Genomic DNA, 13494 nt, shown 5'->3' with positions numbered 1-13494 from the left:
ATGCTCGGCACCGGGAATGAAACGGTGGCCGGGTATGCTGCCGCCATGCAATCCTGGCTTTTTCTGTTTGGCGCCATTGCGGCCGAAGTGATTGGCACCACCGCGCTCAAGGCGACCCACGGCTTCACCCGGCTGCTGCCGTCGCTGGTGGTCGTGGTGGCTTACGCGCTGGCCTTCTATCTGCTGTCGCGCACCATGCAGACCATTCCGATGAGCATTTCGTATGCGGTGTGGTCGGGCGTGGGCATCGTGCTCATCACCCTGATCGGCTATGTGGTCTACCACCAGACGCTCGATCTGGCGGCGCTCATCGGCCTGGGGCTGATTCTGGCCGGTGTGCTGGTGATTCATCTGTTTTCCAAGTCCGTCGCGCATTGAGCGCCTGCGGGGCGGCCCGGCGTTTTATTGAGCGCTGGGCGAATCCATCGATCCGATAGGTTGATATCAGAAAAATTAGCCGTTGGATTTATGAGAAGAGCGGTCCTATCTTTTAGAGCCATGGACGCGCCCATGTCACGCGCGATCGCTCTGGAGAACTTCTCATGGCATTGCCTCTTCCTTCGCGCCGTCTGGCGCTGCAATCCACCCTCGTCACCGGCCTCGGGCTGGCCGCGCTAGGCTCGAAGACGGCCCAGGCCGCGGCGGCGCAGGAACGCTTCATGCCCAAAGGCGCCACCACCATGGCCGAACTGGGCCAGAAGCTCGCCGCAGCGCCCCGCCGCCGCAACTTCAAGACCACGCCGATGATTCTGCAAAATCGTGACGAGTGGGACAGCGAGGCGCTCGATCTGGTTCTTGCGTACGCAGGCAAGCCCAAGCAGGTCTGGAACAACACCCAGCTCGAAGGACCGTGGCTCAACCTGATGCGCAACGCCATGAATGCGCAGATCTGGTCGTTCAAGCACCCGGACTTTCTCGCCGTTTCGGCCACCCACGGCCCTGCGCATCTGGCCCTGTATGACGATGCGATCTGGGCCAAATACAAGTTGGGCAGCCTGACCCACGGCAAGGCCAAGACCAATACCTGGATCAAGACGCCGCCTGCCGCCGCCGCCGACCCCGCCGCCATCGAAGATGCCAAAGGCGTGTATTCGCCGACCGACAACAGCATCACCGTGCTGCAGCAACGCGGCGCCGTGTTTCTGGCCTGCCACAACGCCATCTGGGAACTCACCGGACATCTGCACGCCAAGGGCAACAACCCCGACAAACTGTCGCACGAGCAGATGGCCGCCGAGTTCACCAACCATCTGGTGCCCGGTGTGGTGCTCACGCCCGGCATCGTGGCCACCCTGGTGGAACTCGAAGACGCGGGCTACCGCTACGCCTGAATGCCCGACCTCGATGCAATGAAGGAGACCAAGATGCGCCTCACCCCCTCTATCTCGCGCAAGCCGCTTCTGGCCGCGCTTTTGCTGGCCCTGCCGGTGCTTGCTCACGCGCAACAGGCCGACACCCTCTGGCACGGCAAGGTTCACGCCCCGCAGTACAAGGAAACGGTGTTTCCGCCCTGGCAGCATGGTGCCAACAATCCGGCGCTGAACAAGGGCCTTGAATTCACCGTGCCCGAGATCAACGACCTGCCCGACTTTCATGGCGATCTCGATCATCCCAAGCTGGTGATCTTCGTGGCGGGCAACTATTACTTCGCCATGGCCCCGCTGGTGCAGGCCTTCGAGAAGGAGCACCCCGAATACAAGGGCCACGTGTTCTATGAAACCCTGCCCCCGGGCATCCTGCTCCAGCAGATGAAAGTCGGCGGCACGGTGACCGTGGGCAATATGACCTGGACGGTCAAGCCCGATGTGTTCGCCGCCGGGCTGAAAAAGATCAAAACCGGCATTCAGGATGGCGTGCTCACCGGCAAGGCCATTCCCTACGTCACCAACGACCTCACCATCATGGTGCCCAAGGGCAATCCGGCGCACATCACCGGCCTGGCCGATCTGGGCAAGCCGGGGGTCACCCTGTCCATGCCCAATCCCGCCTGGGAAGGGGTGGCGCGCCAGATCGAGGCCTCGCTCGTCAAGGCCGGCGGCGATGCGCTGGAGAAAACGGTCTACGACACCAAGGTGAAGAATGGCGAGACGGTGCTCACCCATATCCACCATCGCCAGACGCCGCTCTATCTGATGCAGGGCGTGGCGCAGGCGGGTGTGACCTGGAAGTCCGAAGCGATCTTTCAGGAGCAGGTGGGCCATGCCATCAGCAATGTGCCGATTCCTGCCGACCAAAACACCACGGCGATCTATGCCGCTGCCGTGGTCAAGGGCGCGGCGCATCCGCAAGCCGGTCTGATGTGGGCCGAGTTCCTGCGCTCACCCGCCGCACTGAAAATCTTTGAAGGCTACGGATTCAAGCCGGTGTCTCCGTCCAAGCCGACCTGATTCGCCGCGAACCCCTGCAGTTTGGCTCTCCGTTCGCTCCCGCCGCAAGGCCGGAGCGATTTTTTTCGTCCGGTGCGACGCCATGCGGCGTCGCCAAGTGTGAACCTTTTCACGTTTTGGGCCATGTCATCAAAAACCCGATGCCAAGGGCGGGTCGGGGCTTGATTTTGGCTGTGAGCGGTAGCACACTGAATCTGACAGTTCCATCCCATAACGCGCGTCCGGCACGCCTCGGCGCGCATCGAAGAGGAGGTCCCCACACCACAGACAGCGTTCCGGCAAGGTCTTCTGCCCTGCCGTTCTTTCTTTCCGAAATCAGGAGCCTCACTATGAATCTGACCATCAGCGGCCACCATTTGGATGTCACCCCCTCGCTGCGCACCTATGTCGAGACCAAGCTCGATCGCGTGGTACGGCACTTCGATCAAGTGGTGAATGTGAACGTGCTACTCAGCGTGGAAAAACTCAAGGAGAAAGAGAAACGCCAGCATGCCGAATGCAGTCTGATGGTCAAGGGCAAGTCGATTTTTTGCGAAAGTCAGCATGAAGACCTCTACGCGGCCATCGACACCCTGGTCGACAAACTCGACCGCCAGGTCGTGGAGCACAAAAACCGTCTGCGCGACCATCAGGCCACCGCGGGTAAACACCTCGCGAGCTGATCGGCTCCACCCGTTCTGAATCCACCCGGAGCTGGCGACGCACCCCGCGCCGACCGGCTTCGGGGCTGTGATGAACTGTCTCGAAACGCGTATACACTCGCTGTCCTCATTGGCACAAGCGCGATCCCATGAACCGTCTTGCCCAGATCCTGCCGCCGACTCACGTTCAACTCGATGTGGATGTCAGCAGCAAGAAACGCGCGTTCGAGTACGCCGGCCTGTTGTTCGAAAACAGTCTTGGCCTCAACCGGGCGCTGATTACCGACAATCTTTTCGCCCGCGAGCGGCTGGGCTCCACCGGTTTGGGCCAGGGCGTGGCGATTCCCCATGGGCGCATCAAGGGCCTCAAGCAGCCGAGCGCGGCGGTTATCCGTTTGCGCCAGCCCATTGCCTTCGAGGCGCCGGACAATCTGCCGGTGTCGCTGCTGGTCGTGCTGCTGGTGCCCGAGAGCGCCAACGCCAAGCACCTCGAACTGCTTTCCACCATCGCCGAAATGCTCTCCGACGCCGATCTGCGCGAACAGCTTCTGAGGGAGACCGACGCTGCAGCGCTGCATCATCGCATCAGCGTCTGGGCGCCCTTGCAGACCGCGGCCTGAGCGCCGGTGTCCGCGCCTGTCATCAACGCTTGGCGCGCCTCGTCGCTCGGCCAGCCCTTGAACCCGATCCTCTGATTTGAAAGCCTCCACCCTTGCCGCCGAACGCCTGTTCGAGGCCAATGCCGCACAACTCATGTGGCAGTGGATCGCGGGGCAGAGCAATCCCGAGCGCCGTTTCGACATGGCTGCCGTCGAGGGCGCCACGTCGGGGGCCGACCTGGTCGGCTATCTGAACTACATCCACCCGTTTCGCGTGCAGATTCTGGGCTGGCGCGAGGTCGACTACCTCAACAACTCCAATCAGGAAGATCGGCTGCGCCGCATCCGCCGCATCATCGGGCTGGAGCCGCCGGCGCTGGTGCTGGCCGACGGCAAGGAGCCGCCGCCCTGCCTGATCGACGAATGCAATGCGGCACAGGTGCCGCTGTTCCGTACCTCGGAGACGGCCGCTTTCACCATCGACGTGCTGCGCGCCTATCTGTCCAAGCATTTCGCCAACCGCATCACCCAGCACGGGGTGTTCATGGACATTCTCGGGCTGGGGGTGCTCATCACCGGCGAGTCGGGTCTGGGCAAGAGCGAGCTGGGGCTGGACCTCATCACCCGCGGTCACGGTCTGGTGGCCGACGACTGCGTCGATCTGCTGCGAGTGGCGCAGAACACCATCGAGGGCCGCTGTCCGCCGCTGCTGCAGAACCTGCTGGAAGTACGCGGCATCGGCCTGCTCGACATCAAGACCATCTTCGGCGAGACGGCGGTGCGCCGCAAGATGCGGCTCAAGCTCATCTGTCATCTGATCCGGCGCGACGTGCTCGACCGCACCTTCGACCGGCTGCCCGCGGGCAATCTGGACGAAGACGTGCTGGGCGTGCCGATCCGCAAGGTGATGATTCCGGTGGAGGCTGGGCGCAACCTCGGCGTGCTGGTCGAGTCGGCGGTGCGCAACACCATTCTGCAGCTGCGGGGCATCGACACCCTGCGCGAGTTTCAGGAGCGTCAGCGCCAGGCCATGCAGGACGGCGATGATTGAGCTGTAGCAGCCGAGGCGGGAACGCCGCAGCGCTTCTCCCGCGACGTACCTACTCTTGCGGGCGCGCGGCCAGCGGAGTGTGATCCGCCTTGTTGTAGTGCGGGCAATCGGCCTTCTTGGCGCAGCTGGCGTAAAGGGAGAGCGAATGCTCCTGCAGCTCGAAGCCGTGTTCGCTGGCGATTTTTTTCTGCCGCCGTTCGATCTCGGGATCGAAGAACTCCACCACCCGGCCGCAGTCAAGGCAGACCAGATGATCGTGGTGCTTGCCTTCGTTGATTTCGAACACCGACTTGCCCGACTCGAAGTTGCTGCGCAACAGAATGCCCGCCTGCTCGAACTGCGTCAGCACGCGGTAAACCGTGGCCAGGCCGATGTCTTGTTGCTCTTCGAGCAGCACGCGGTACACGTCTTCCGCCGTCATGTGGCGTTGCGTGCCTTTCTGGAAGATCTCCAGGATGCGCAGGCGCGGCTGAGTCACTTTCAGGCCGGTGTTGCGCAAACCCTGTGCATTGCTCTGAACCATAGGAAACGGGACTGCATTGCGTAGAATGCGCCGATGTTAAACGACCCCGGCCGCGTTGACCACGCGAGATTCCCGATGCGGTTTTCTCCCTCATTGCGCACCCCCCAACCGATTGAACCGAGCCGACGCCAGCCGTCCGGCGGGCGGCGAGGCGCCGCTCTGGCGGCCCTGGCCCTGGCGGTCAGCGCAACGGCCTTGCTGGCCGGTTGCGGCAACATGGCAGCCCAGCGCGACATGACCTCGATGTTCAAGCCCTTCCGTGCCGATGTCATTCAGGGCAACTTCGTCTCGCGTGAAATGGCCGAGGAGCTCAAGCCGGGCATGACCAAGGAGCAGGTGCAGGCCATCATGGGCACGCCGCTGCTGCAAACCGTTTTCAACCAGAACCGCTGGGAATATGTGTTCAGCCTGCGCCAGGGTTATCAAGCTCCGATCGTGCGCCGCTTCACCGTCTATTTCGACAAGGACGGCAAGATGCTGCGCGCCGATGGCGACCCGCTGCCTTCCGAGGAAGAGTTCGTCGCCCAGATTAACTCCCTTCGCGACGGCGGGCGCAAACCCAAGTCGTTGACCGAAGCGCAGTTGCAGGCCGAGATCGCCGCAGCCGAGAAGAAGTTCGACCAAACCAAGCGGCCGCAGGCCGCAGCGTCGCAGCCCGGCAATCTCACCGTGTATGCGCCGCCGTCCGAAATCGCCGCCCTGCAGAGCGCGGCGCCTGCCGCCAGCGTCTCCGCGCCCGCCGCGCAATGAGCCTCCCCCCACACCGTATGACCACACCGCAGCCCGAACCCCATCGCATCGCCATTGCCGGTGCCAGTGGCCGCATGGGCCGCACCCTCATTGAGGCCGTGCTGGCCGCGCCCGATTGCAGCGTCAGCGCGGCGCTCGACATGCCCGGCAGCCCCGCGCTCGGGCAGGATGCCGGCGCCTTCGCAGGGGTGCACACCGGGGTGGCCATCCGCTCCGATCTTTACGCCGCGCTGCAGCACGCCCGCTTTTTCATCGATTTCACCCGGCCCGAAGGCACCATGGCGCATCTGGCCGCTTGTGAGGCCGCTGGCGTGGCCATGGTGATCGGCACGACCGGCTTCGACGACGCGCAGCTCGCCCGCATCCGCGCCGCCTCGCAGCGCATCGCCATCGTCATGGCGCCCAATATGAGCATCGGCGTCAACGTGGTGTTCAAGCTGTTGGAGCAGGCCGCGCGCGCGCTGGCGCAGGGCTATGACATCGAGATCATCGAAGCCCATCATCGCCACAAGGTGGACGCGCCCTCGGGCACGGCGCTGAAAATGGGCGAGATCGTCGCGGGCGCGCTGGGGCGCGATCTCAAGCAATGCGCCGTCTATGGCCGCGAAGGCGTGACAGGCGAGCGCGATCCGTCCACCATCGGTTTCGCCACCGTGCGAGGCGGCGACATCGTCGGCGATCACACCGTGCTGTTCGCTGGCACCGGCGAGCGCATCGAAATCACGCACAAGTCGAGCAGCCGCGCCACTTATGCCCAGGGCAGTCTGCGCGCCGTGCGCTTTCTCGCCGCCCGCCCGCATGGTTTGTACGACATGCAGGACGTGCTGGGCTTCAAGAACTGAACTGGCGCATGGGGGGGCTTGCACAGTTCTGGCAGCAGGGCGACGCGCTCAGCCATCTGGTCGCGCTGGTGCTGCTGGCCATGTCGGTGGCGAGCTGGTTCGTCATTCTTTGGAAGACCGCCTTGCTGTGGCGCGCCACGCGGCGCGTGCCCGCGGGCATTGCCGCCTACTGGGGCGCGGCCTCGGCGCTGCAGGCTGCAGCCGCGGCGCAGGCGGCCGACCCCGATGGTCTGTCCAGCCTCATGGCCGATACCGCCTCGAAGCTGGCGCGACCCGATACCGCGCATCGCTGGCAGTCGCACGAAGATCGCGTCACGCGTGAATTGCGTGACGCGCTGCAGGCGGCGCAGCGGCGGCTGCAGGCCGGGCACGTGCTGCTCGCCAGCGTGGGTAGCACCGCGCCGTTCGTCGGCCTGTTCGGCACGGTCTGGGGCATCTACCACGCGCTCACCGCCATTGCCGCCAGCGGTCAGATCAGCGTGGACAAGGTGGCGGGGCCGGTCGGCGAAACCCTCATCATGACGGCGGCCGGTCTGGCGGTGGCCATCCCCGCCGTGCTGGCCTACAACGCGCTGAGCAAGCGCGCCCGCCGCGTGCAGGGCGAGCTCGAAGGCTTCGCCCACGACCTGCAGCGCCTGCTCGCCACCAATCCGGCGCTTTGAGTCCATGAGCTTCGGCCGTTTCGATCAGGGTGATGATGGCGAGGCGATGAGCGACATCAACATGACGCCGCTGATCGACGTCATGCTCGTGCTGCTGGTGATTTTCATCATCACCGCGCCCCTGCTCACCGGCAGTCTGAAGCTCGATCTGCCCAAGGTCGAGGCCCCGGCGGCGCAGCAGGTGCCCACGGTGCTCGATGTGGGGCTGCGCAAGGACGGCCAGCTCTATCTCGGCGACAAGGCGATCACTCTGGTCCAGCTCAAGGCGCGCTTTGCCGAAGCAGCGCGGCAGTCGGACAAGACCGAGGTTCACATTAGCGCCGATGCCGCCGTGCCCTACGGCGACGTGGCGCAGGTGATGGGCGCGGCACAGAGCGCCGGCCTGAGCCGCATCGGTCTCATCACCCAACAGCCGACCGGCGCCGCATCGGCCGCCACGCGGTGATCGCCGCTACTTGAACTTGTAATACGTCTGGTTGAGGTAGGCCGCGATGTCCTTGACCTCTTCTGGAAACAGGTCGTGGTTGAGCTGGGTGACGCACATCTGCGTGAAAGCCAATAGCTGCTTGGGGTTGTGCACCTTGAGATCCGGGCGGGTGTACATCGCCGAAGTCGAGCCCATCATGCGCTCGGCATGACAGGCGGCGCATTTGAGGTCGGTGTAGAACTTCTGTCCCTGCGCCACGTTGGCGCCCGCGAGCAGCGGGGGCAGCGCATGCGGTGCCGCGGTGTCGGCTGCCTGGGCCGGGTGCCACGCCGCAAGCGCCATGACGGTGGCCAAGCCGCACTTGCCGAGGGCGCGCGGCGCGCCGCAGATCGATCGGATCATGGTTGTCTCCCTGTGTTGTTTGCGGCAAGTGTGCGGGGCTTTGCCGCGCGTGTCCACAACAGCCCTGCGGCGCGAAGGGGTTCAAGATCGTCCGGGATGGGTGAACTGGAACAGCGAGGTCTGCACGTCCGCCTCCATTTCCGGCGCCCACACCACGAAGGTGTCACGGCCGCGTGTCTTGGCGTGATACATGGCGACATCGGCCTGGCGCAACAATTCCTCCAGCGACTGGGCATGGCCCGGATACAGCGCCACGCCGATGCTGCCCGAGGCGCGGAACTCGCGGCCGGACAAGGCGTAAGGCGCGCGCAGCAGCTCGAGCACATGCGCGGCAAGCTCCTCGGCCAAGCGCGGCGAGGGCAGGTTAGGCAGCACTACGGCGAACTCGTCGCCGCCCAGCCGGGCGCAGGCCGCGTCCGGCCCGAAGGCCTCGCGCAGCCGCGCCGAGGTTGCCTGGATCAAGGCATCGCCCGCAGCATGGCCGAACTCATCGTTGATGCGCTTGAGGCCGTCGAGATCGATCCACAGCACCGCGGCAAAGGCCTGGCTGTCCTGCGTGCGGTCGAGCTGGCGCTGGCCGCAGTCGAAAAGGCCGTTGCGGTTGAGCAGGCCGGTGAGCGGGTCTTTGAGCAGCAGATCCTGCAGCCTGGTCGCGCGCTCGCGCAACTGCGCCACGCGCACCGATAGGCCGTAGGTCAACACCAGGGCCAGCAGGACCAAGACCCATTGCAGTGCGTCGGAGGTGAGGAAGGTCTCGGGCAGCCAGCCCAAGGTGCGGCCGATATTGGCAAAGCCGACGAACAGCAGCGGCAGCAGGCTGACCAGCAGGATCATGGCGGGAATGAAGTGCTGCTTCCAGCGCAGGAGCGCCGCCCACGCGATGAGGATCAGCGAGGCCGCGGCGACCATCTGCGCGGGAATGAGCAGCCAGTCGCCGTGGGGCAGCAGCACCGCCACGGCCAGGGTGATGCCCAGCCACTGCACGACCTGCATGACCAGATCGGTGCGCGGCGCGAAGCGCGGCAGCAGCAGATAGGTACGAATGAAATACAGCCCTCCGGCGCACATCAGCGCCAGTCCGCCCACCAGGCCGATGCCGTTCCAGATGGGCATGCCCGGCCAGAGCTGGTGCTGGCCTACGCCGGAAATCGCCAGCATGTAGAACAGCGTGGCCGTTTGCCACAGCATGTAGGCGAAATAGGCCCGGTCGCGGGTGCTGAGAAACAGAAAGGCGTTGAAGAGCAGCAGCGCGAAGGTCATGCCGTAGAACAGCCCCTGGAGCAGCGCGTCATCGACCGTATGCTGGCGGAAGGCAGCGGCGTCCCAGAGCTGAAATTCGGGGGTGAACCCGCCGTATTGCGCTACGCGCATCAACAGCGTGCTCGACCCCTCGGGCAGATCGAAGGCATAGGCGGTGTAGCGCGAATGCAAAACGCGCAGCTGCCCGATGCCGGAGGGGCGGTCGCTGTCGGCGTTCGCCAGGTCGGTCGGCAGCAGATAGGCCTGCGCCTCGCGCCAGACCGGGCGCCCGAGTTGCAGCACCAACTGACTTGGTGCCTGGGCGCTGCGGAACAGCCGTATTCGCACCCAGGTGGCGTCGTCGCTGATGCCCAGATTGCCGCCGTCGACCCGCCGGAACCGGGCATCGGGCAAGGCGGCGACGGCGTTCGGCTCCAGCCGTCGCCCGGATTCCGGGTAGACCCGCAGCGCTGGCCGCAGGTCTTGATGACCGAGGTCGGTCGGCACCAGAACGACCACAGGCGGATCGTCGCCCACGGCGCCAGCCTGGGAGCAGGCGCTCAGCAACAGCACGAGCATCACGCCCAGCAACAGCAACCCTGCACGGCTCGTGCCGCGTCGATCTGGGCGCTGGGACAGGCGGAACATGGCAGGGCATGGACGAACGGCGATGGCGGACGAAACGGACGCGACCCAGTCTATGGGGCGGCTCCAGTCGCTTCATCCCCCTCAGCAGGGGGACGTATTCAGGCGTCGCCCTAGGGCGCCGGGTTTGCCAGCGCCCGCAGATCCTGCAGCAGCGCATCGTTGACGTTCTGGGCTTCGGTCGCAAGCTGCAGGGCCAGTGCGTGGTCGCCGGTCTCGGCGGCGGCGTGGGCGCGGCGGGCCAGCTCGTGGATCAGTGCGTGACGGCGGTGGAAATCGGCGTAGCGCGGATCGGTGCCGTAGAAAAACTGTCCCGACCCGCTCAGCCACTGGCCGAGGTGGCAGTAACGCTCGGCATCGAGCGGTGTGACGTATTGCGGAAAGCTGCCCTTGCCTTCCAAGGCCGCGAACAGCCGCGTGAAGCGTTGCCGCTGGATTTCTGGCAGGTTGGGCATGACCCGCATGACGGGCTTGGGCAGAGACGGGGGCGACCACTGTGCCACCCAGCCTGGCAATGCCTCGGCGGGCATGGGGCGGGCGATGCCATAGCCTTGCACATGGGTGCAGCCCAGCGAGGCGAGCAATTGCATGGCACCTTCGCCCTCCACACCTTCGGCCACCGTCACCAGACCGAGCAGGGTCGCCATGTCGAGCAGGCCGACGACGATGGCGTAGTCGTGCGGATCGTCGATCATGTCGCGCACGAAGCTCTGGTCGATCTTGATGGTGTGCGCGGGCAGGCGCTGCAGATAGCGCAGCGTGGTTTCGCCCTGGCCGAAGTCATCGAGGGCGATGCGCACCCCGGCATGGGTGCTTTGCATCATCACTCTTGCCGCCACGTCGAGGTCGCGCAGGGCGCCCGATTCGGTGATCTCGATCTTGACCTGCGCCGGTTGCAGCCCGGGATGGGCGGTGAGCGCCTCGTTCAGATCGTCGAGCCAGTCCGGCGAGAGGAAGTGCACCGCGCTGATGTTGACCATCATGCCCAGGTTGAGGCCTTGCGCATTCCAGTACTGCGCCTGGCCCATGGCCTGCTGCAGCACCCAGCGGCCGACGGGGCGCGCCAGATGCGGCGCATCGAGCGCGCTGATGAAACTCTGCGCGGCGAGCACGCCCTGCTCGGGGTGGCGAATGCGCAGCAGCGCCTCCACCCCGGTGATGCGTCCAGCCTCGGCGCCGTTGATGCAAAGAATGGGCTGGTAGTGCAGGCTGAGCCACTGCTGGCTCAGCGCCTGTTCCAGCAGGTCGTAGGCGTTCTGAAGCGCCTGGGCCTGGGCCTCCATCTCGGGCTGATAGCGTCGCAGGAGGTTCTTGCCGTCCTGCTTGGCGGCGTACATCGCCTGGTCGGCGTGGCGCAGCAGGGCATCGGGCTCGGTGCCGTCGTCGGGCCAGATGGCCAGACCCAGACTGGCGGTGACCTGGATGGCGCTCTGGTTGCTGAGCTCGATCAGGGCGCGCGCACTGTCGAGCAGGCGCTGGCAGGCGGCGAGGGCATCGCGTTCCTGCGCGATGTTGTGCAGGATGACGGCGAACTCGTCGCCGCCCAGCCGCACCAGCACGTCGTCGTCGCGCAGCACGTTCTGCAGTTTGGACGCCTGAATCTTCAGAAACTGGTCGCCCTCCTGATGACCGTAGGTGTCGTTGACGCGCTTGAAGTCGTCGAGATCGAGGATGCCCACCGCGAATCGCTGCCCGCGTTCTCGCTGCGCGGCATCGCACAGTCGGCCAAGCCGGGCCATCAGATAGCGGCGGTTGGGCAGCTTGGTGAGGTAGTCGCGTTCGGCCAGCTGGCGCAGGTGGTCGTTGTACGACAGCAGGGTCTGGTGCCGCTCGTCGATGGCCAGCGACTCGGCCTGCATGCGCCGGCGAATCAGCAGATACGTCAGGGTCAGCACGGCCAGCAGCGCCAGAGCCGCCACCAGGGTGGGAATCAGCGAGGCCCAGTACGCCGCGACCTGGGTCGAGGATGGCTGCGACACCGCCACGGCCAGATCGGGCTGCATGCGTGTCCAGTATCCCACTCGGGTCTGGTCGATCGAACGCACCACGCCCGTGAAGGGCATCTCCGCTTTGTCGGGATGATCCTGCAGGGAGCGCACCAGCGCGCCGGTCTGCGGGTGGCCGTAGAAGGCGTCGATGCGGTCGCTGGGGACATCCGGCCAGCGTGCCAGCACGTAGCCATCCTGACGCACCAGAAGAAACGCCTCGGCTTCGCGCAAGGCATCGAGCCGGTGATTCTGCCGAGCCAGACTGATCCAGAGGCTGTTGAACGCCGTGCGTTCGATGCCGATGCCGATCCAGAACTCTGGAGCGTTGCCGCTGGCCGGGTAGAACAGCAGTTGGGGCAAGACCCGTCGTTTCAGCGCGGCCACGGGCACGAGCGGGCCCACCACCATGCGCCCGCTCTGCCGGGCGTCGAGCAGCTGGGCCCAGATCAGCGGGTTGTTGCGCATCTCGAAGCGGGGGCCGAGCTCGGCAGTCGACCCCAGGACCTGGCCGTCTGCACCCACGACGCGGATGACCGCGATGCCCTTGACCGTGGCCTGCGCCTGACGCAAACGGCCTTGCAGCGCAGACGCATCGCCCAACAACTGCGGGTCGCGCCGGATGCTCAGCGCCAGACTGTCCGAGAGAACGGCGTATTGCTGCAGCCGCCCGTCGGTGGCGCCCGCCAGCAGTTGGGTGTCGAAGGCCAGGCGATGGTTCAGCTTTTGTCGTTCGTTGCGCCAGTGTTGCAGGGCGTAAAGACCGAACAGCGCCAGCGTGACCAGGACGACCGCGACGTAACCGGCGAAGAACAGCCGCTGCAGCCGCTGCAGGTGGGTGCGCTCGGACTGGGTGTCGTCCTTTTCCAGCGCCTGGGCAAGGAGAGGGGGGAGCGTTTCCAAAGCCGTGTCCGTTCGAAAGGACGGCTCAGAAGCCGTGGCCGGGCGTCGCGCCCGGAAGGCGGGGAAAGTCGATTGGCCTGGTGCAGTGTTTCACGTTTGATGGAGCAAAGAAAACCGATGGATTTGGCGTCAGGGCAAGGCGCAAACCACAGCGATACCCGGAGGTATCGCGCGGATTTGCAACGCCGCACTGGCGCCAAAGACGCGGTTTTATGTTCCAGATAGCGTGAAACGCTGCACTAAACGTCATCCTGCCTCCACGAGTCGTTGCAAAACAAATGACAAGACAACTTCGATGCCGTTGTGATGAACGTCGCCATCATCGACAGATAGCGCATGGTAAATGTAAAGAAGCCCGGTGTACGGTTCCTCTGTCCTCGTGCTTCAATCCCAGCGTGGCGCGAGTGGCGCCGCGCGCCCTCCACGACGAAGTTCTCC

Annotated in this window: 14 protein-coding genes; 10 read left to right on the top strand and 4 right to left on the bottom strand. The window is 65.0% G+C overall.

The window, feature by feature from the left end; genetic code table 11:
* The first annotated feature begins 45 nt into the window (after nt 1-45).
* From ASC45_RS02475 to hprK, 6 genes are all read left to right on the top strand, one after another.
* Nucleotides 46-378, top strand: coding sequence for a DMT family transporter (locus ASC45_RS02475; protein ID WP_055449494.1), 333 nt, complete (start codon nt 46-48; stop codon nt 376-378).
* 164 nt (nt 379-542) lie between these two features.
* Nucleotides 543-1331 carry a thiosulfate dehydrogenase gene (gene tetH, locus ASC45_RS02470; protein WP_055449423.1) on the top strand — a complete coding sequence of 263 codons (789 nt, stop codon included), beginning with the start codon at nt 543-545 and terminating at the stop codon, nt 1329-1331.
* A gap of 33 nt (nt 1332-1364) precedes the next feature.
* Nucleotides 1365-2387: a substrate-binding domain-containing protein gene (locus ASC45_RS02465; protein WP_055449493.1), complete on the top strand. Its 1023-nt coding sequence runs from the start codon at nt 1365-1367 to the stop codon at nt 2385-2387.
* A gap of 329 nt (nt 2388-2716) precedes the next feature.
* The gene (gene hpf, locus ASC45_RS02460) at nt 2717-3049 is read left to right on the top strand and encodes a ribosome hibernation-promoting factor, HPF/YfiA family (protein ID WP_055449422.1); all 333 of its coding nucleotides are present in this window, start codon (nt 2717-2719) and stop codon (nt 3047-3049) included.
* Nucleotides 3050-3177: 128 nt separating this feature from the next.
* Complete coding sequence (locus ASC45_RS02455) at nt 3178-3648, top strand: PTS sugar transporter subunit IIA (protein ID WP_055449421.1); 471 nt, start codon at nt 3178-3180, stop codon at nt 3646-3648.
* A gap of 76 nt (nt 3649-3724) precedes the next feature.
* Nucleotides 3725-4678: an HPr(Ser) kinase/phosphatase gene (hprK, locus tag ASC45_RS02450; protein ID WP_055449420.1), complete on the top strand. Its 954-nt coding sequence runs from the start codon at nt 3725-3727 to the stop codon at nt 4676-4678.
* Nucleotides 4679-4727: 49 nt separating this feature from the next.
* Here hprK and fur read toward each other — a convergent pair whose 3' ends face one another.
* The gene (gene fur, locus ASC45_RS02445; protein ID WP_055449419.1) at nt 4728-5201 is read right to left on the bottom strand and encodes a ferric iron uptake transcriptional regulator; all 474 of its coding nucleotides are present in this window, start codon (nt 5199-5201) and stop codon (nt 4728-4730) included.
* Nucleotides 5202-5294: 93 nt separating this feature from the next.
* Here fur and ASC45_RS02440 point away from each other — a divergent pair, with 93 nt between their 5' ends.
* The 4 genes from ASC45_RS02440 to ASC45_RS02425 are packed head-to-tail and all read left to right on the top strand — an operon-like array spanning nt 5295 to nt 7900.
* On the top strand, nt 5295-5951 hold the full coding sequence (locus tag ASC45_RS02440) for an outer membrane protein assembly factor BamE (protein ID WP_055449418.1): 657 nt from the start codon (nt 5295-5297) through the stop codon (nt 5949-5951).
* Nucleotides 5952-5968: 17 nt separating this feature from the next.
* On the top strand, nt 5969-6793 hold the full coding sequence (gene dapB, locus ASC45_RS02435; RefSeq protein WP_055449417.1) for a 4-hydroxy-tetrahydrodipicolinate reductase: 825 nt from the start codon (nt 5969-5971) through the stop codon (nt 6791-6793).
* Nucleotides 6794-6801: 8 nt separating this feature from the next.
* The gene (locus tag ASC45_RS02430) at nt 6802-7455 is read left to right on the top strand and encodes a MotA/TolQ/ExbB proton channel family protein (RefSeq protein ID WP_055449416.1); all 654 of its coding nucleotides are present in this window, start codon (nt 6802-6804) and stop codon (nt 7453-7455) included.
* A gap of 4 nt (nt 7456-7459) precedes the next feature.
* Nucleotides 7460-7900: an ExbD/TolR family protein gene (locus ASC45_RS02425; protein ID WP_055449415.1), complete on the top strand. Its 441-nt coding sequence runs from the start codon at nt 7460-7462 to the stop codon at nt 7898-7900.
* A 6-nt stretch (nt 7901-7906) separates the two neighbouring features.
* On the opposite strand, the gene ASC45_RS02420 is transcribed toward ASC45_RS02425, so the two are convergent.
* From ASC45_RS02420 to ASC45_RS02410, 3 genes are all read right to left on the bottom strand, one after another.
* Nucleotides 7907-8284 (bottom strand): c-type cytochrome, encoded by a 378-nt coding sequence (locus tag ASC45_RS02420; RefSeq protein ID WP_055449414.1) that lies wholly within the window; start codon nt 8282-8284, stop codon nt 7907-7909.
* Between the two features lie 81 nt (nt 8285-8365).
* Nucleotides 8366-10171 (bottom strand): diguanylate cyclase, encoded by a 1806-nt coding sequence (locus tag ASC45_RS02415; RefSeq protein WP_245609918.1) that lies wholly within the window; start codon nt 10169-10171, stop codon nt 8366-8368.
* 110 nt (nt 10172-10281) lie between these two features.
* A complete protein-coding gene (locus ASC45_RS02410) occupies nt 10282-13056 on the bottom strand; it encodes an EAL domain-containing protein (RefSeq protein WP_055449412.1) in 2775 nt (924 codons plus the stop codon).
* Nucleotides 13057-13494: the final 438 nt, after the last annotated feature.

The sequence above is a fragment of the Thiomonas bhubaneswarensis genome (assembly GCF_001418255.1).
In the GTDB taxonomy this organism is placed as follows: domain Bacteria; phylum Pseudomonadota; class Gammaproteobacteria; order Burkholderiales; family Burkholderiaceae_C; genus Thiomonas; species Thiomonas bhubaneswarensis.
The sequence above is the reverse complement of the archived record's forward strand: the minus strand, read 5'-3'. Positions and strand labels throughout refer to the sequence as shown.